Raw genomic sequence first — 18302 nt, forward strand, 5'->3', positions numbered from 1 at the left:
AATTTTATGAAAAAATATACTACTCAAGATGCTCATAATAGAATTAAAAAGCTTCTTTATTCTTTAACTGGAATTACATTAGCTGACAATAAAGATATTATGATATCTAATCGAATTGATAAATTAAAAAGAGATTCAAAATATCAAGGTGATATTATGGATCTTTTAGATTTAGTTGAAAATGGTAGTTATGTTACAGAATTTATAAATTCTTTTACAACTAATAAAACACATTTTTTTAGAGAAGATTTTCATTTTTTAGATTTAAAAGATAGAGTTCTTCCTGAAATTGTAAAAAATGCTGGTAAGATAAAAATGTATTGTTCTGCTTCTTCTACAGGAGAAGAACCATACTCTATGGCAATGACAATTTTAGAAGCAAAAGAAGAATTAGGTAAATATATAGATGCTTCAATTGTAGCAACAGATATTGATACAAATGTATTGCAGTATGCAGCCAATGGAATTTATAGGTTTTCAAAATCTTCAAAAGAATTCCCAACTTGGATTAAACCACAGAAATATTTTAAACGAAGAGTTCAAAAAAATCTTGCAGGTGAAGAAATTTTAATTAAAGTAAAAGATGAATTGAAAAAAATGATTACTTTTAAGGTTATGAATCTAAATGATGACTCTTATCCTTATCAAAATAATCAATTTGATGTGATATTTTGTAGAAATGTTTTGATTTATTTTTCAGCAGAAGATCAAAATAAGATTTTGAAAAAACTTTTTAAGCATCTTAAAATAGGTGGAACTTTATATTTAGGACATTCAGAAAATCCTCAAGATTTAATAAATTATGTAAGTAGAGTTGGACAAAATATTTTTGTAAAGCAGAAGGAAATAAATTGATTGTTATAGGTCATAAAGATGGTAGTATTGAAAAAGCTTCTGCAGTAAGATTTACACAAAAAACAAAAGGTTTATTGACTCATACAGTAATTGGTGGTGAATTTGCCGTAGGAAGTGATATAGAACAAATTGCATTTAAAACACTTTTAGGTTCTTGTGTAGCAATTATGTTTTATGATAAAGTTAAAAAAATAAAAGCAATGAATCATTTTTTGTTACCAACTACAAACAATACAAATGATGATATGAAATATGGACTATATTCTGTTGAAGCAATGTTAAATGAAATGTATAAACTAGGATGTTCAAAAAACAACATGGTAGCAAAAATCTCAGGTGGTGCAGACATAATGCAACTTAATATGTCTTCTCTATCAATAGGACATAGAAATGTTGAGTTTGCAAAAGATTTTTGTAAATCAGAAGGTTTTAAACTTATAAGTGAACATACAAGAGGTGAGCATGGTAGATTAATTTTACTTGCTAATGAGTTTGAGACATTTATTAAAGTTACTCAAAAATCAGAAACTGATAGTAAAATTGCTAATGAGGAAAAATCTTTACAAACAGAAATTACAAAAGCACCAGTTATCAAAGAATATGTTGGTGGTGTGGACTTATTTGGTTCTGATAATGAGGAAGCAGAGCCTCAAATGGAAATAGATCTTTTCTAAAATAGGGTAGGTGAAAGTGTATACAGTTTTAATTATAGACGATTCTTCTTCAATGAGAAGAATTATTAGAGATATGATAAATTCAATTGATGAGTTTGAAGTAGTGGGAACAGCTGTTGACGCTTATGATGCAAGAGAAAAAATCAAACAATATGAGCCTGATTTGGTTACTATTGATATTAATATGCCAAAGATGGATGGAGTAACATTTCTTAGAAATTTAATGAGACTGCATCCTATGCCTGCTGTTGTTGTATCAGGTGAGAGTGTAAGAGGAAATGATATTTTTGATGATGGTGCAGTTGGTTTTGTACCAAAGCCTGAAGCAGGAGAGTCAATGAGTTCTTTTCATGCAAAAATAAAAGATACTCTTTTAAATTTAACTTTTTTATTAAAAAGATATACTTTAAAAAAACCAAAACCCCTAAAACAAATAAAAAGTACAAAAGTTGAAGTACATCATAAAGTTCATCCTGATGAAGTTATCCCTTCAAGACCAGCTTTAATGCCAGGAAGTAAAGTAATAGCAATTGGTTCATCTACAGGTGGAGTTGAATCTTTATTAAAAGTATTTAGAAATTTACCAAGTGGTTTACCCCCTATTGTAATTACTCAGCATATTCCTTATGGTTTTTCAAACTCTTTTGCTCATAGATTAAATGACAATTCAGAAGTAAATGTACATGAAGCAAAAGATGGTGAAATTTTAGAGAGAGGTTATGCTTATCTTGCCCCTGGTAATATGCATTTAACAATAGAAAAAGTTGGTTCAAATTATAAAACTAAACTTCTTGATACAGTAAAAGTTAGTCAACATAAACCAAGTGTTGATGTACTTTTTAGATCTGTAAATAATAATGTTGGATCTTCTGCAATGGCTGTTATGATGACAGGTATGGGAGATGATGGTTCTATTGCTATGAAGAATATGTTTGATAATGGTGCATATACAGTAGCCCAAAATAAAGAATCATGCGTTGTTTTTGGAATGCCAATGAAAGCTATTCAAGCAGGTGCAGTAAAAGATATCATTCATTTAGATGAAATTGCACAATATATTGTAGAATACTCAAAAGGCAAAAGAAGATAAAATTTTTTGCCTAAAATATATCTGTAGTCTTTTCTAATTTATCTTTATCAAAATGAGTATAAATTCGGGAAGTATTAATATCAGCATGACCTAATGACTCTTGAACTAATATTAAATCTTTATTTTTTTGATAAAGTAGGGTAGCAAAAGTATGTCTTAACATGTGTGCCCCATTTTTTTCTTTTCTAATACCAACACTTAATAAAATTTTTTCTACAATACTACTTATATATGCTTGACTTAAAGCTTTGCCTTTTTGATTACAAAATAAAAGATTGTTTTCACAACACTTAATACTAAACCATTCCTCCAGATCTTTTTTTATAATATTTTCTTTTATCATAACAACTCTTGGTTTATTACCTTTTCCTCTAACTTGAATAATATATGCGTCACCATCTTTATTAAAATCTTTTAAGTCTATATTTATAGCTTCGCTAACTCTTATTCCTGTATAAAGAATAGTCTTTATAACAAGTCTATTTCTTGCCGCAATTTTTGAACTAAATGGATATTTATCAATACCTTGTATAAATTTTTGTACTTCATCTTTTTGCATAAAAGAGGGCAGTTTTGTACCACTTTTACCAGCTAAACCTCCCCAGTTCTTAAGTTCGATGCCATATCTATATACGTAATTATTGTTTTCTTCATTTTGTTTATCCAGATAAGTAAAAAAAGTAACTAAAGCTATTCTATAGTTTTTCTTTGTCGCATCTGATAAAGTACTAGTTTCTGTAGCTAAAAAGTCACTTAGTAGTTCTTCGTCAATTTCTTTCATAGAACTAGCACCAAAATTTATCATAAATCTATATAGTTTTTCTAATGGAATGTAATATACGTGAATACTATTAATTCCAATATTTCTTACTTCTTTTATCGTTATCTTTAAATCTTCAATAGATGTAAAGCCTTTAATTAATTCTTGTAGAATTTGTGCTAATCTTTCTTTATCTTTAACTTGTCGATTAGAAAGACTTGTAATTTTACTTCTTATAAATCTTGATAGCCAAAACAAATAAGTATCACTAAAGTTGGATTCACAATCTAATGGATATTTCACTATGTACCTTTAAATATTTAATTTACTTTTGGAAACTATAATTTCCAAACTATTATATTTAGACTTAAATCAAACTATTCTTTGATTCAATTCTACCAGAAACTTTCTGTTTCGTATGGATTTGTTTTTTGATTGTCTAACTCTAAATATACATTATCACTATAATCTATGTATAAACTATAATCACCTATGTAGACAGAGTTTTCTATTTGAGATTTATTTAAATAAGCATCTTCACTATATTGGCTTAAGTCCGATAAATAGTACTCTACCATAGAAGGTGCCATTTTGTTGACAGCATCTTCTAGGCAGTTGAAGTCATTAACTCCAAAAGTATTATACAAAGAATTTTTATTTAATAGTATTGTCATTTTGTTTTTTCAATTTAATTATTAAATCCATTTAACAATGAAGCCATTCTATTTAAGTCAATCTTATTATCATTGGATTCGTTTTCTTTACGTTCTTCAACTTTTAATCCAAGATTATCAAAAGAGTTTAAAGCTGTATTTTCACCCTCTTCTTTTCTATCATTCGTGGTATTGTTGAGATTGTCTTTATTATGCTCATTTTTCTTTTCAAAATTATTATGATTATTATTTGAGTTTACATTTTTATCATCATTTTTTTTGTTTTCTTCATCATCATTTTTAGAATTACTATCTGAATTTAATAAAGATTCAATTTTTCCAAGCATTGATGAAATATTTGAATTGTCTTTTTCTTTATTTTCATTAAACTCTTCTAAATTACTTTCTAGTTCCATTTTTTGTAGTTCTAAATCTTCTTTAGCAGACTCTAATTCTAAAACTTCATCTTCTAATTCATTTATTCTATTTTTTAAATCATCATTATCATTTTGAAGTTCTTCATACGCTTTTATTAAAGTATTTAAAGCATTATTTAATTTTGAAATTGTTTCTGCATTTGTCATTGTTATAAAATCCTTGTTTGTATTATAATTTAAAGTGTATTATGGCAAATTTTAGCTAATAATTCCATCAATTTTTAATAAAGAATCAACACTTGCTTGTCTTTGCGCAAAATCAAAGAATAATTCATCCATATTTTTTGAACCACCCTTGCTTAATATTGTATCTTTATATTTAATTGCTAAATCTTTGTTAAATACATTTCCTGAATCTATAAACATATAAAATGCATCAGCACTTAAAACTTCAGCCCACTTATAAGAATAGTACCCCGCAGCATATCCTCCTGCAAAAATATGAGAAAATCCATTTTGGAACTTATTATACTTAGGTGGTGTAATCGCAGCAAACTCTTTTCTTACTTCATCTAATACATTTTGAACTTCTTCTTCACTTTTGTATAGCTTTTGATGTACTTTAAAGTCAAACAGTGCGAATTCAACTTGTCTTACTAGTGCTAGTGATGATTGGAAGTTTTTAGCTTTGATTATTCTTTCTATAGCTGTATCATCTAAAACTTCTTTTGTTTCATAATGCTTTGCAAACAGTTTTAAAATATCTTTATCATAAGAAAAATACTCTAAAAATTGTGATGGAAATTCAACCGTATCCCAAGCAACACCTGAAATTCCACTTACATAAGCTTCTGTAACTTCACTTAATAAATGATGTAAGGCATGTCCCATCTCATGAAATAGTGTAACAACATCAGAATGTCTAAGAAGTGAAGGAGTAGTTTCAGTTGATTGTGGGAAATTACATACAATATAAGCCGTAGGAAGATGAGTTATACCTTTTGAGTCAGTATAATGTGAGTGCCAATTATTCATCCAAGCACCACCTCTTTTATCTTTTCTTGCTTCTAAATCTAAATAGATTCTAGAACTTAACTTTCCATTTGAACTGATATTGTAAACTCTAACTTTTTCATCCCAAGTAGGGGCATCAACTTTTTCAAATTTAATATCAAATATTTTATTTAAGAAATCAAAGAAACCATTTAAAACTGATTCTTGCTCAAAATATGGTCTATAATACTCTTCATCTAAATCATATTTAGCTTTCTTTAGTTTTTCTGAGTAATAAGCCATATCCGATGATCTAAATTCATCATTAGAAATCCCATCTTCTAAAGCTATTTGTTTTATCTCTTCTAACTCTTCTTTTGCTTTAGCTTTTCCTTTATGACCTAACTCTTCTAAGAAAGATACAACTTCATCTTCTGTTTTAGCCATTTTTGTTGATAGAGAGTACTGTGCATAACAATCAAAACCTAAGATTTTTACTTTTTCATTTTTTAATTTTAATATCTCTTCAATAATTTTTCCATTTTGTGGAGCTCTTGTACAATAGGCTTTATAAATCTCTTCTCTTTTGTCTCTATTTGTACCATAAGTAATGTAAGCTAAGTAAGATGGAATTTGTAAAGTGAATTTATATTTAGTTTTTCCATCTTCTTCAAATTTTGCTAATTCTAAATCTGATTTTGGAATCTCTTTAATATCTTCAAAATTTTCAATTATCATTTCCCATGAATTTGTAGCATCTAAAAGATTATGAGAGAATTTTTGTGATAGTTCACCTAATTTTAAATTAAGCTCTTCAAGTCTTTTCTTTTTGTTATTATCTAAATGGCATCCTGACAATTTGAAGTCTCTAATCTCATTTTCTAAAACTTTGTTCTGTATAATACTTAAAGTACTTTTTTCTTTAGACTGTATATCTATTAAAGCATTATATATATTTTCATTTTGCCCTATTTCAGTTTCATACTTTGAGATGATCGGAAGACATTCTTCGTATACTTTTCTCGTTATTTCTGAGTTCTTAACTGAATCAATATGAAAAATAGGAGTTAAAAAATCATTAATACTCTCCCCTATTTCTTGATATGGTGTAACAAAATTTTTATATGTTTTTTCTTCTATGTTTAATAAGTCATTTATTTTTGTTCTACTTTCATTAAGTAGTTTTTCTAATATATTTTTTGAATCTTCTAAATTTTCTAAATTAAAATCTTTAAACATTTATTCTCCTTTTATTTTTTAAATTGTATTGTGAAACCTCTATCAAATTTTTCATAGTCTTGATAAAAGCTATACTCTTTTATATTAAACTTTTTGAAATACTCTTCTAAAGGTTTCTTTTGATCATATCCCATTTCACATAATAAATACTCAATATCTCTTTTATTTGTTTCATCTATTATATTTTTTAATAGTTCATCACCAACTTTTCCTCCAAATAAAGCATTTGATGGTTCAAACTTTACATTTTCAGGAAGTTTATAATCATCTGCAATATATGGAGGATTTGATATTGTCATATCTATAGATTCATCTACTTTTTCATATAGGTTACTTAGTCTAAACTCTATTTTATGCTCAACATTATGCTTTTTAGCATTTTGTTTTGCCAATTCAATTGCTTTTTCATTTATATCCACAGCAATTATTGAAATATCTTTTATTAATAAAGCTAGCATTACAGAAATAATTCCTGAACCTGTTCCTATTTCAAGCACTTTAAATGCTCTATTTTCTTTTTTTATAATCTCAACGGCATTCTCTACAAGTATTTCAGTTTCAGGTCTTGGTATTAAAACACCCTCTTTTACTATAAAGTTCTCACCATAAAAAGTAGCTTTATTTATAAGATACTCTATTGGATAGTTTGTTTCTCTTTTTTTTATTAGTTTTTCTAACTCTTTTTCTTTATTAAATTCTTTATTATAATTTAAATGAAGCCAAATAGTATTTTTATCTAATAAATACATCATTAAAATTTCTACTTCTTTAGCTGGAATATGTGTTACATATTTCAATCTTGAGGAGTATTTTTTAATCGTTTCTTTTATTGTCATGATTTTTAATCCTTTAAAACGTATTATTATAGTAAAAAGAGTTTTTATTAGCCTAAAATATATAAGGCTAACTCATCAGATAGTAAAAACTCTTTATTATAAACTCTATTATCTTTTTTCTCTAATTTTTGGTATTCTATTAAATCTTCTATCTTTTCAAGCTCTTTCTCATTAAAAATAGATAAATCAACGCCATTTGAACATCTAAACCCTAAAAGAGTCTTTTCTGTTTTTATATCTTCTAAACTTAACTCTTCAAGTTCAATATTTAAGGGGTTTTGTATATATTCTTCTATATTTTTTGTTGGGTATCTTCTATTATTTTCATAGTAGCCAACTGCTCCTGCGCCAATTCCTAAATACTCTTTATGTTCCCAATATCCATAATTATGTTTTGATTCAAACTCTTTTGTTCTAGCAAAGTTAGAAATTTCATATTGAGTAAAACCTTTTGAATGAATATAATCAAAAATCTCTTTTGATAACTCTTCATCATCTATTTTTACACTACTTCTATCAAAGAATTTTGTTCCTTCTTCTATAGTTAAAGAGTATGCACTTAAATGAGTTATAGGTAGTGAAAAAGCAGTATCAAAATCCTCTTTCATTGAAGATAGTGTATCTCCTTGTACTCCGTAAATAATATCGCAATTAATACCATTAAAGCCTATACAGTTAGCATTTTGTATAGCTTTTATAGCACTTTTATTATTATGCGAACGGCCTAAGAATTTTAATTTATCTTGATGAAAACTTTGTACTCCAAAACTTATTCTATTTACTCCTAATTCAAACATACCTTTTTGCCAATCAAAAGAAGCTGAGTTTGGGTTTGCTTCAGTTGTAATTTCTGCATCTTCTTTTAAGTAAGGTTTTATTAATTCAAAGACCTCTTCATATTCATAGAATTTTATTGTTGATGGAGTTCCTCCTCCAATAAACACTGTTTCTATTTTTTTATTATTTTTTTCTACATAATTTTGTAATTCATATTTTAATTGTGCTTTTAAAGCTTTCATATACTCTTTTTTTAGATGAAATTTATCTGTATAAGAGTTGAAAGCGCAATAAAAGCACTTACTATCACAAAACGGTATATGTATGTATAAAAGCAATTTTTAATCCTAGTAGTTATATAATATCGGGCTAATTATAAGGGAAAATATATTTATGACTGATAAAAATGAAAAAAAAACAAATAATGAGAAGAATTTTAGACCTAATGTAGCAGCAATTGTACTATCAGCAAAATACCCTCAAACATGTGAAATTTTTATAGCTTCACGAACTGACGTAGATAATGCTTGGCAATTTCCTCAAGGCGGTATTGATGATGGAGAAAGTGCTAAAGAAGCTTTATTTAGAGAACTTGAAGAAGAGATTGGCACAAGAGATGTAGAGATTATTGCAGAGTATCCAAAATGGGTTTCTTATGAATTTCCTCCTGCAATTGCAAAAAAAATGCAACCTTATGATGGTCAAATACAAAAATATTTTTTAGTAAAACTAAAAAAAGGTGCAAAGATTGACATTAATACAGAAATACCTGAATTTAGTGAATATAAATTTGTACCAACAAAAAATATATATGATTATATAACATTCTTTAAAAGAACTGTTTACAAACAAGTATTGAAATATTTTAGAAATGAAGGTTATATTTAAGAAGGATAGAGAATTAGATGTTAAAAGTACTTAAATTTGGTGGAACAAGTGTAGGAACACTTGAAAGAATTCAAAACGTTGCGAATATTATAAAAAGTATAAAAGATGAAGGACATGATGTAATTGCTGTAGTTTCAGCTATGAGTGGTGAAACTAATAAACTAATTGAGTATGCAAATACATTTTCAAATGATCCAAAATCGGATGAAATGGATATGCTTTTAAGTTCAGGTGAAAGAGTTACTTCGGCTCTTTTATCAATAGCTTTAAATGAACAAGGTTATAAAGCTTGTTCTATGAGTGGTAGACAAGCTGGAATTGTAACTGATAATGCACATACAAAAGCTAGAATTGAATCTATTAATACAAAAGGTATGAAAGATGCAATTAATGATGGTAATGTAATTATTGTTGCAGGTTTCCAAGGTGTAACACAAGATACGAATAGAGTTTCTACTTTAGGTAGAGGTGGAAGTGATTTAACAGCAGTTGCAATTGCAGGAGCAATTGAAGCAGATGTATGTGAGATTTATACTGATGTTGATGGTATTTATACTACAGATCCAAGAATAGAGCCAAAGGCTAAAAAACTTGATAAGATTTCTTATGATGAAATGTTAGAATTGGCGTCTTTAGGTGCAAAAGTTTTACAGAATAGATCAGTTGAGATGGCAAAAAAATTAAATGTAAATTTAGTATCAAGAAGTAGCTTCACTCCTGAAGTTGAAGGTACATTAATAACAAAGGAAGAAAATATTATGGAAAAACCAGTTGTAAGTGGTATTGCTTTAGATAAAAACCAAATAAGAGTAGGAATGTATGGTGTAACAGATAAACCAGGAATTGCAGCATCTATTTTTACTTCACTTGCAGATAATAATATTAATGTTGATATGATAGTTCAAACAGTTGGTGTTGATGGTTCAACAGATTTAGATTTTACTATTCCAACTACAGATTTTGAAGCTTGTAAAAAAGTTATGGAAACATTTAAAACAGATGCAAAAAATATTGATTACAATGATGCAATTTGTAAGGTTTCAATTGTTGGTGTGGGAATGAAATCTCATACAGGTGTGGCTTCTAAAGCATTTTCTACATTAGCAAAGGAAAATATTAATATCAGAATCATTTCAACTTCTGAAATTAAAATCTCAATGATTATTGAAGAAAAATATGCAGAGTTAGCGGTTAGATCTTTACACGAAGCTTATGAACTGGATAAATAAAAGTGCAAGAGTTTTTAAACTGGACAGTTGATTCAATCAGGGAAGATAGACTTATATCTCCTTGGTTAGAAGAAAAAAAGTATGAATGGACACCTTTAGTATCTAAAAATATTGTAAATCTTTTAGAAAAAGGTTGTTCAGTTATTGTTTTAACTGATAAAGAAAGAGAATGGTTTTTAGAGTATGTTTTAACACATATTAATTCTCCAAAATTAAATAGGCCTTTTTTGCCTTTTTATGATTTTAAATCATTTTATAAATATATAGATAATATAAAATCAGATGATGATATTGCTTATATAAAGGATATGTTAAATATTTCTTTTCCAAATGGTTATGTGTTTTGGTATATTGGGAAAAGTCAAGAAGCAAGAGCATTAATTCCAAAGGTTTCTAAAAACTCTTTTTTATGGCTTTTTGATGAAGAAAAACAAGATGCTTTTAATCTAAGAAGTAGTGATGAAGCTTTAGATATGAAGTTATTACAAATGTTTAGACTTTATAATAAAACAGTTAGTGCAGCATTATTTGCGCAAATAAATGTGGAAAATTAAGATTTATGATTACACAAATAATTGAAAACTCAACAATACTTGTAGTAAATAATTTAGAAACAACTTTAAATGAGTTAATTCCTTTTTATCCTAGACATCTAGTAAGGATAATAAAAAATGAAGAAAAAGATGAGTTTTTAATTGCCCAAGCAAATCTTGCTATAAAAGAAGCCTATATAGCTTCAAATGAAAAAAAATATATATTTTTATGCGGTTCAATTTTTAGAAATGAAGCTCAAAATTCATTATTAAAAGTTTTAGAAGAACCTCCTAAAAATGTAGTGTTTATTTTGATTACAACTTCAAAGTCTTCAATTTTACCAACAATTTATTCTAGAATACCATATAAATATTTAAAAGAGTCTACTTTAAAAGAAGTATCACCGTTAAATATTGCAAAGCTAGATTTAAAAGATATTTATAATTTTATAAAACAAAATCAAAAAATTTCTAAAAATGATGCTAAAGATCTAATTGAATCAGTTTTATTAAAAGTTAAAGAACAAAATCTTTTATTAGATGAATCTCAATTAAATATTTTTTCAAAATCAATAAAATTAATAGAGTTAAATGCAAGACCAATAAATGTTTTAACTACCCTACTTTTATCTTTATCAAAACAAAAAAAATCTTTTTAAAGGATTTGTATGCAAACATACAAAATATCAATAAATGATGCTAAAAAACTATTTACTCAAATGAATTGTGATAAAGGTGGTATAAGTATACTTTCTAAAAAAACTAAACTTCATAGTTTATATATAAAACAAATGCATGTTGGGGCTGCAAATATTTTGAAACAAGATGCTTTATCAATTGGAGCTGATTTAGCAGTTCCTACAGGAGTGATAACTGCTAAAGAAAAATATGTGGATGCTATATTATTAGGAACAACAAAACATTTTGAAGTTTTAGCAAGAAAAGAATTAGCCCAACCCTTTGGTTTGAAAGAACTAGCAAAAAGTTTAAAAGAATATTTAAAAGAAAATAAATATACAACAAAGATTATGGGTGTATTGAATGCAAATGAGGACTCTTTTTTTAAAGATAGCAGGTTTAATTCAAAACAAGCAAGTCAAAAAATAGAGTCAATGATTGAAGATGGAGCTAATATTATTGATATAGGAGCTGTATCTTCAAGACCTGGAAGTAATCCTGTTGAACCAAAGATAGAACTAGAAAGACTAAAAGATATAGTTGATACAATTTATAAAAATAAATATTATGATAAGATTGATTTTTCAATTGATTCTTATGAGCCTTTAGTTATTGATTATGTATTAAATAAAGGCTTTAAAATAGTAAATGATATTACAGGTTTAGCAAATGATGAGGTATGTAAAATAAGTGCTTCATATAATGCTCAAGTTGTAATTATGCACATGCAAAATGATCCTAAAACAATGCAAAATAATCCTGAATATAAAGACATAATGATAGATTTAGATGAGTACTTTACAAAACAAATACAAAAAGCTAATTCTTTTGGTATAAAAGATATTGTTTTAGATGTTGGTATTGGTTTTGGTAAAAATTTAGAACATAACTTAACTTTATTGAATAATTTAGAGCATTTTAAACATTTTGGATATGAACTTTTAATAGGTGCAAGTAGAAAATCTATGATTGATAAAATAACACCTTCTTTAATTGAGCAAAGACTTCCTGGAACATTAGCTATTCATTTAGAGTCTATTAAAAATGGAGCTTCTATTATTAGATGTCATGATGTAAAAGAACATCATCAAGCAATAAAAGTTCAAGAAGCTATACATAGCATAAATTAAATAACTTTAAATACATGAGATACTTTTTTAAAGTATCTCATGTAAGCTATTTGCTTTTTTCATCCACTCTTTTAATTCATCATAATCTTGGTTTTCAACCATGTCTCTTACTTTTTTCATGTGATCTTCAAATAAATCAATAGATTTTAATAGGTTTTCTCTATTTTGTTTAAAAATATCAGTCCACATATCAGGACTTGACTTAGCAATTCTACTCATATCTTTAAATCCACCAGCAGCTAGTGCTATAATTGACTTTGGATCTTCATGTCCCATAACTGTATTTGCTAGGGAATATGAAATTGCATGTGGTAAATGAGACATATAACAAGCATGAATATCATGCTCATCCGAATCCATTACAACAATTCTCATACCAATTGCTTGAAAAACTTTAAATGCTCTATTTACATGAATATTTTCATTGTCTTCAAGATTACATAAAACAACAGTCTTTCCTTCATATAAATCATCTATGGCAGCTTTAGGTCCAGATTTTTCTGTACCTGTCATAGGATGTGCTGCAATAAAATTTTGTCTGATAGATTCTGGAATATTTCTAACAATAAAATCTTTAGTTGAACCTAAATCCATAATAGTTGTTTTATCTTTAATATCAAGAAATTCTGGAAGTATTGAGATAATATTATCAACTGGGATTGCTAAAACAATTAAGTCACACTTCTCTTTTAATTTTTTTATATCAACTAGTTCGTCTACAAGATTTAATTCTGATATTTCTTTTTTAGATTTTTCACTTCTTGCATACCCGTATACTTTTGTGGCTATTGCATATCTTTTAACAGCTTTTGCAAAAGAACCACCCATTAGTCCTAAACCAACAATTCCTATATTCAAATTCGTACCTTTTTTATAATAATTTCGAGATTATATCTTAATATTTATATAATCTATATTTAGCTATATTATTGCCTTATTAAGAAATTAAGGAAAGTCGTGAAAAATAAAGCAGTACTATTTTCTTTAGCGTGTGCAACAGCACTTTGTGCAAACACGATAAAATCTATTGAATATAAAAATTTGAATAAAATATCGCCTAAAATCGTAAATGAAACTTTAGGTTTTAAAACTGGTGACAAACTTGATAATGAAAAGTTAAATAATGCAATTAAAAAGTTTTATGACTTTGGCTATTTCGATGATATCATTGTTTTAAACAATAATGGTAATATTGAATTAGTTTTCAAAGAAAAGCCTTCCATTGCGAAAGTTGAAATTAAAGGTTATAAAACTAGAGAAGAAGAAATCGAAACAATGAAAGATTTCATGAAGGTTAAAAAAGGTGTTATGTATACACCTCAAAGAGTTGAAGATGGGAAAAAAGTTATTCTTGATCTTTTAGAGAGTGAAGGGTATATTAACTCTGTAGTAGAAATAGAAACAGAAAAACTAAATGAAAATTCACTAAAGGTTACATATAATGTAAACAAAGGTGATGAAATTATTATCAAAAAAGCAAATTATTATGGTGCTGATAAACTTGATGGTGATGATTTTGAAGAAGTAACTGCCAATAATGAGAAAGAGTTTGCTTCTTGGTGGTTTGGTCAAAATAGTGGTGAGGTAAAAGTAGATGAATTAAAATATGATTCAAGAAGAATAAATGAATTATATTTTGAAAATGGATATTTAGATGCACAAGTTAAAAAACCTTATTTAAATATTGATTTTGCTTCAAATCAAGCAAATTTAGATTTTTTTATTAGCGAAGGTCAAAAATATACAACAAATGATATAAAAATTTATGTAGATTCTACAATTGTAGATCCAAAATATCTTTTAGAAAATTTAGATTTGATTATTGGTAATACATTTAATATTAAAAGATTAAGAGCTGACCAAGAATATATACGGACTCAAGTAGCAAATCAAGGTTATGGCTTTGCCCAAGTAAAATTTGATATTAAGAAAAATACAGATGATTCAACAGTTGATGTTGTATTTAATGTAATTCCAGGAGAAAAAGTTTATATTAATGATGTTAAAATTTCTGGTAATACAAGAACACTTGATAGAGTTATTAGAAGAAATGTATATTTAGCTCCTGGAGATTTATATAGTGCTACTGATTTAAAAGACTCAATTTCTAAACTTAGAAGAACAAGAAGTTTCGATGATGTTAAAATTGAAGAAAAGCGAGTTTCTGAAAATAAGATTGATTTACTTGTAAAAGTAGTTGAAACTTCTACTGGTTCATTAATTCTTGGTGGAGGATATGGTTCTTATGATAAACTAATGATTAATGCATCTGTTAGTGATTCAAGTATTTTTGGTTCAGGTATTGGTGTAGGTGTTAATGCTGATTTATCTGCTAAAAAAAGTAAATTTTCATTTAATATAAAAAATCCAGCTATTAATGATAGTGAATATAATGGTGAATTTGAAATTCATAATAGTGAAGATGAAATTACAAGAGATACTTATGATTTAGATAAAAACTCATTAGGATTCTCTGTTTCTGTTGGTAAAGAAGTAATAAGAGATATGTATGTAGGATTAAGATATAGACTTGACTCAATTGAAGAAGATTATCAATATAAAGATTCTTCTAAAAACAATAATCCTACATACTATCAAGATGATGAATATATTACAAGTTCAATTACTCCATATTTAAATTTTGATAACACAGATGATTTTTATGTACCAAGAGAAGGTTATAAAATGTCTTCATCTTTAGAATTTGCAGGGGTTGGTGGAGATTCACAATATTTAAAATCAACAACTTCTTTTAAATATTTTCAATCAATTGAAGATTTAACTGAACTTGATTGGATTTTTAGATTTAGAACACAAATGAAAGTTTTAGGAGATTTAGGACAGTTAAATCCAGGAGACTCTTTATATATGGGAGGACCTAGATCACTTAGAGGATATAAGTCTTATGCATTTGGGCCAAGTAATGAAGAAGGTATAAAAGAACCTCCATATAAAAGATTATGGACAAACTCTTTAGAATTAAATTTCCCTCTATCAAAAAGTGCTAAAATGAGATGGGGAGTATTCTATGATTATGGTATGACAGGTGTTGATGACTTTTCTGATGTTAAAAGATCAAGTACAGGTGCCTTACTTGAGTGGATTTCACCAGTTGGTCCTTTACAGTTAATTTTCGCACAACCTTTAGATGATGAAGCTGGTGATGAAACTTCATCATTTGAATTCTCTCTAGGAGCGAGTTTCTAATGGTAAAAAAATTTGAAAATAAAATTGATACAGATATTATAAATAGAAGAATATCAAATGAAGAAGCTTTGGATTTAATCCAAAATGCTTCTTTATTAGAATTAGGAGAATTGGCTTCTTTAAAGAAAGCTCAATTACATCCAAATAAAGTAACAACTTTTATAGTTGATAGAAATATCAATTATACAAATGTTTGTTGGGTTGATTGTAAATTCTGTGCATTTTATAGGCATGGAAGAGATGAAGATTCTTATGTTTTAAAGTTTGATGAGATTGATAAAAAGATTGATGAATTACTTGAAATTGGGGGAACACAAATTCTTTTCCAAGGTGGTGTTCATCCAAAATTAAAAATTGATTATTATGAAGAGTTAGTTGAGCATATTCATACAAAATATCCTCAAATTACTATTCATGGTTTTTCAGCTATTGAAATTCATTTTATAGCAAGAGTTTCAAAAATCTCTAAACTTGAAGTTTTAAAAAGATTACAAGCTAAGGGATTAAGCTCTATTCCAGGAGCTGGAGCTGAAATTTTATCTGATAGAGTAAGAGATATAATAGCACCAAATAAAATGGATTCAGAAGAATGGTTAGAAATCCATAGACTTGCTCACTCTATTGGTATGAAAACAACTGCTACTATGATGTTTGGAACAGTTGAAACTGATGAAGAAATTATTGAACATTGGGAAATGTTAAGAAAACTACAAGATGAAACAGGTGGTTTTAGAGCTTTTATTATGTGGTCTTTCCAAGGTCAAAATACAAAATTAGCAAAAGAACAACCAAATATAAAACCTCAATCATCAAATAGATATTTAAGACTACTTGCTGTTTCAAGATTATATTTAGATAATTTTAAAAATATGCAAAGTTCTTGGGTAACTCAAGGTTCATATATTGGTCAAATGGCTTTAAAATTTGGAGCTAATGATTTAGGTAGTACAATGATGGAAGAAAATGTAGTAAAAGCAGCAGGTGCAGCAAATAGAATGAATCAAGATGAAATGATTAGATTAATTAGAGATGTTGAAGAAAAACCTGCAAAAAGAAATACTGCTTATGAGATACTTGAAAGGTATTAAGTCTAATGAGATTTTCAAAACTTTTATTAGCAACAATGATTATACAAGGAAGTTTAATGAGTGCTGTAATAAAGCATATAAAAATAGATGATATTAAAGTGCCTGTAATTTTTGAAGAACAAAAAAGTTTGCCAACACTAAACTTACAACTTGTTTTTCAGGACTCAGGATATATTCAAGATAAAGAAAAAAGTGGATTAGTAAGTCTTTCTTCTAAACTTTTAAATGAAGGAACTAAAGAATTAGGTTCTACAAAATTTGCACAGAAATTAGAAGAAAATGCTATTTCATTATCAACTTCAAATGGATTTGAAACATTTGTAGTGGAACTATCTAATATAAAAGATGTAAGTAATAAAGCAATTAATTTATTAACTCAGCTTTTAAGTTCTCCAAACTATAGTGATAATGTTTTAGATAAGTTAAAGACTATACAAATTGGAGCACTAAAAAGAAAAGAAAATGATTTTGATTATACAGCTAGAAATCTTTTAAAAGCTACTTTATTTGAAAATACACCTTTACAAAACCCAAGTTCTGGGACTATTGAGTCTATTTCTAAAATAAAGCTAAATGATATAAAAGAGTTTTTAGATGAAACATTAGTTTTAAACAAATTGATTGTTGTTGCTGGTGGGGATTTAGATTATGAAGAGCTTAAAAAATTAATTAAGCCACTTTTAAAAACTCTTAAAAAAGGTGATAAACCATCACTTGAAAAAATTGAATTTAAATCAAAACAAAAAGAAGAAGTTATATTAAAAGATACTCAACAAGCTTATATTTATTTTGGTAGTTCTTGTAATGTAGAAACAAAAGATAAAGACTCTTATATGGCAAAAGTTGCTTCATTTATTTTAGGTGGTTCAGGTTTTGGTTCAAGATTAATGGAAGAAATAAGAGTTAAAAGAGGTTTAGCTTATAGTGCTTATGGATATATTTCAGTTAATAAATCCCATTCTTATTTTACAGGTTATTTACAAACTAAAAATGAAAGTGCCAATGAAGCAAAAGAGTTAGTATCTTCAATAGTAAAAGATTTTGTAAAAAAAGGTGTTACAGCTGAAGAATTAGAAGCAGCTAAAAACTTTTTAACAGGAAGTGAACCTTTAAGAAGTGAAACCTTAGCACAAAGATTAAATAGAGCATTTACTCTTTATTATAGAGGTTTACCTCAAGATTATTCTAAAAAAGAGTTAGAAAAAATTCAAAATTTAAAACTTGAAGATTTAAATAAATATATTGCATCTCATGATGAAATAAATAAATTAACATTTGCAATAGTAAGGAAATAG

18 protein-coding genes are annotated in these 18302 nt (G+C 27.3%); 11 read left to right on the forward strand and 7 right to left on the reverse strand.

What is annotated here, in order from left to right; genetic code table 11:
* Window positions 1-6 precede the first annotated feature (6 nt).
* From ACH5BH_RS01990 to ACH5BH_RS02000, 3 genes are read left to right on the forward strand one after another with little or no spacing between them, the layout of a single operon-like run.
* The gene (locus ACH5BH_RS01990; RefSeq protein WP_423297280.1) at window positions 7-855 is read left to right on the forward strand and encodes a CheR family methyltransferase; all 849 of its coding nucleotides are present in this window, start codon (window positions 7-9) and stop codon (window positions 853-855) included.
* Window positions 852-1529, forward strand: a complete 678-nt coding sequence (locus ACH5BH_RS01995) for a chemotaxis protein CheD (RefSeq protein ID WP_404304118.1) — start codon at window positions 852-854, stop codon at window positions 1527-1529. Before ACH5BH_RS01990 ends, ACH5BH_RS01995 begins: the two co-directional genes overlap by 4 nt.
* 16 nt (window positions 1530-1545) lie before the next feature.
* A complete protein-coding gene (locus ACH5BH_RS02000) occupies window positions 1546-2619 on the forward strand; it encodes a protein-glutamate methylesterase/protein-glutamine glutaminase (RefSeq protein ID WP_423297281.1) in 1074 nt (357 codons plus the stop codon).
* A gap of 10 nt (window positions 2620-2629) precedes the next feature.
* Here the strand turns inward: ACH5BH_RS02000 and ACH5BH_RS02005 are convergent, their stop codons facing one another.
* The 6 genes from ACH5BH_RS02005 to hemW all read right to left on the reverse strand — a co-directional run bounded on the left by ACH5BH_RS02005 (window position 2630) and on the right by hemW (window position 8592).
* Window positions 2630-3682 carry a tyrosine-type recombinase/integrase gene (locus ACH5BH_RS02005; protein ID WP_423297282.1) on the reverse strand — a complete coding sequence of 351 codons (1053 nt, stop codon included), beginning with the start codon at window positions 3680-3682 and terminating at the stop codon, window positions 2630-2632.
* A 92-nt stretch (window positions 3683-3774) separates the two neighbouring features.
* The gene (locus ACH5BH_RS02010; RefSeq protein ID WP_404304115.1) at window positions 3775-4053 is read right to left on the reverse strand and encodes a hypothetical protein; all 279 of its coding nucleotides are present in this window, start codon (window positions 4051-4053) and stop codon (window positions 3775-3777) included.
* 14 nt (window positions 4054-4067) lie between these two features.
* The gene (locus ACH5BH_RS02015; protein WP_423297283.1) at window positions 4068-4616 is read right to left on the reverse strand and encodes a hypothetical protein; all 549 of its coding nucleotides are present in this window, start codon (window positions 4614-4616) and stop codon (window positions 4068-4070) included.
* 51 nt (window positions 4617-4667) lie between these two features.
* Entirely contained in the window at window positions 4668-6641 is a 1974-nt protein-coding gene (locus tag ACH5BH_RS02020; protein ID WP_423297284.1) for a M3 family metallopeptidase, read from the reverse strand.
* Window positions 6642-6652: 11 nt separating this feature from the next.
* Window positions 6653-7477: a peptide chain release factor N(5)-glutamine methyltransferase gene (prmC, locus tag ACH5BH_RS02025; RefSeq protein WP_404304112.1), complete on the reverse strand. Its 825-nt coding sequence runs from the start codon at window positions 7475-7477 to the stop codon at window positions 6653-6655.
* Window positions 7478-7524: 47 nt separating this feature from the next.
* A complete protein-coding gene (gene hemW / locus ACH5BH_RS02030) occupies window positions 7525-8592 on the reverse strand; it encodes a radical SAM family heme chaperone HemW (RefSeq protein ID WP_423297285.1) in 1068 nt (355 codons plus the stop codon).
* Between the two features lie 55 nt (window positions 8593-8647).
* On the opposite strand from hemW, the gene ACH5BH_RS02035 reads away from it, so the two are divergent.
* The 5 genes from ACH5BH_RS02035 to folP are packed head-to-tail and all read left to right on the forward strand — an operon-like array spanning window position 8648 to window position 12712.
* Complete coding sequence (locus tag ACH5BH_RS02035; RefSeq protein WP_404304110.1) at window positions 8648-9142, forward strand: RNA pyrophosphohydrolase; 495 nt, start codon at window positions 8648-8650, stop codon at window positions 9140-9142.
* Window positions 9143-9159: 17 nt separating this feature from the next.
* The gene (locus ACH5BH_RS02040) at window positions 9160-10371 is read left to right on the forward strand and encodes an aspartate kinase (RefSeq protein ID WP_404304109.1); all 1212 of its coding nucleotides are present in this window, start codon (window positions 9160-9162) and stop codon (window positions 10369-10371) included.
* Window positions 10372-10373: 2 nt separating this feature from the next.
* Window positions 10374-10925: a HobA family DNA replication regulator gene (locus tag ACH5BH_RS02045; protein ID WP_404304108.1), complete on the forward strand. Its 552-nt coding sequence runs from the start codon at window positions 10374-10376 to the stop codon at window positions 10923-10925.
* A gap of 5 nt (window positions 10926-10930) precedes the next feature.
* A complete protein-coding gene (locus tag ACH5BH_RS02050; protein ID WP_404304107.1) occupies window positions 10931-11563 on the forward strand; it encodes a DNA polymerase III subunit delta' in 633 nt (210 codons plus the stop codon).
* Window positions 11564-11572: 9 nt separating this feature from the next.
* Complete coding sequence (gene folP / locus ACH5BH_RS02055; RefSeq protein WP_423297286.1) at window positions 11573-12712, forward strand: dihydropteroate synthase; 1140 nt, start codon at window positions 11573-11575, stop codon at window positions 12710-12712.
* A 27-nt stretch (window positions 12713-12739) separates the two neighbouring features.
* Here folP and ACH5BH_RS02060 read toward each other — a convergent pair whose 3' ends face one another.
* The gene (locus ACH5BH_RS02060; protein WP_423297287.1) at window positions 12740-13570 is read right to left on the reverse strand and encodes a prephenate dehydrogenase; all 831 of its coding nucleotides are present in this window, start codon (window positions 13568-13570) and stop codon (window positions 12740-12742) included.
* 99 nt (window positions 13571-13669) lie between these two features.
* Here ACH5BH_RS02060 and bamA point away from each other — a divergent pair, with 99 nt between their 5' ends.
* Genes bamA through ACH5BH_RS02075 form a run of 3 tightly spaced genes read left to right on the forward strand, consistent with a single transcriptional unit; the run spans window position 13670 to window position 18302 of the window.
* A complete protein-coding gene (gene bamA / locus ACH5BH_RS02065) occupies window positions 13670-15919 on the forward strand; it encodes an outer membrane protein assembly factor BamA (protein WP_423297288.1) in 2250 nt (749 codons plus the stop codon).
* Complete coding sequence (locus ACH5BH_RS02070) at window positions 15919-17007, forward strand: dehypoxanthine futalosine cyclase (RefSeq protein ID WP_404304103.1); 1089 nt, start codon at window positions 15919-15921, stop codon at window positions 17005-17007. The genes bamA and ACH5BH_RS02070 overlap by 1 nt, the downstream gene beginning before the upstream one ends.
* 5 nt (window positions 17008-17012) lie before the next feature.
* Window positions 17013-18302 (forward strand): M16 family metallopeptidase, encoded by a 1290-nt coding sequence (locus tag ACH5BH_RS02075; RefSeq protein ID WP_423297289.1) that lies wholly within the window; start codon window positions 17013-17015, stop codon window positions 18300-18302.

The sequence above is a fragment of the Arcobacter rhizosphaerae genome (assembly GCF_049472155.1).
Classification (GTDB): Bacteria; Campylobacterota; Campylobacteria; order Campylobacterales; family Arcobacteraceae; genus Arcobacter_B.

What these genes read in the sequence shown, in the direction of transcription:
- ACH5BH_RS01990 (WP_423297280.1), top strand. Translation starts at nt 7, where the DNA reads ATGAAAAAATATACTACTCAAGATGCTCATAATAGAATTAAAAAGCTT.
- ACH5BH_RS02010 (WP_404304115.1), bottom strand. Translation starts at nt 4,053, where the DNA reads ATGACAATACTATTAAATAAAAATTCTTTGTATAATACTTTTGGAGTT.
- ACH5BH_RS02015 (WP_423297283.1), bottom strand. Translation starts at nt 4,616, where the DNA reads ATGACAAATGCAGAAACAATTTCAAAATTAAATAATGCTTTAAATACT.
- ACH5BH_RS02020 (WP_423297284.1), bottom strand. Translation starts at nt 6,641, where the DNA reads ATGTTTAAAGATTTTAATTTAGAAAATTTAGAAGATTCAAAAAATATA.
- prmC (WP_404304112.1), bottom strand. Translation starts at nt 7,477, where the DNA reads ATGACAATAAAAGAAACGATTAAAAAATACTCCTCAAGATTGAAATAT.
- ACH5BH_RS02035 (WP_404304110.1), top strand. Translation starts at nt 8,648, where the DNA reads ATGACTGATAAAAATGAAAAAAAAACAAATAATGAGAAGAATTTTAGA.
- ACH5BH_RS02040 (WP_404304109.1), top strand. Translation starts at nt 9,160, where the DNA reads ATGTTAAAAGTACTTAAATTTGGTGGAACAAGTGTAGGAACACTTGAA.
- ACH5BH_RS02050 (WP_404304107.1), top strand. Translation starts at nt 10,931, where the DNA reads ATGATTACACAAATAATTGAAAACTCAACAATACTTGTAGTAAATAAT.
- folP (WP_423297286.1), top strand. Translation starts at nt 11,573, where the DNA reads ATGCAAACATACAAAATATCAATAAATGATGCTAAAAAACTATTTACT.
- ACH5BH_RS02070 (WP_404304103.1), top strand. Translation starts at nt 15,919, where the DNA reads ATGGTAAAAAAATTTGAAAATAAAATTGATACAGATATTATAAATAGA.
- ACH5BH_RS02075 (WP_423297289.1), top strand. Translation starts at nt 17,013, where the DNA reads ATGAGATTTTCAAAACTTTTATTAGCAACAATGATTATACAAGGAAGT.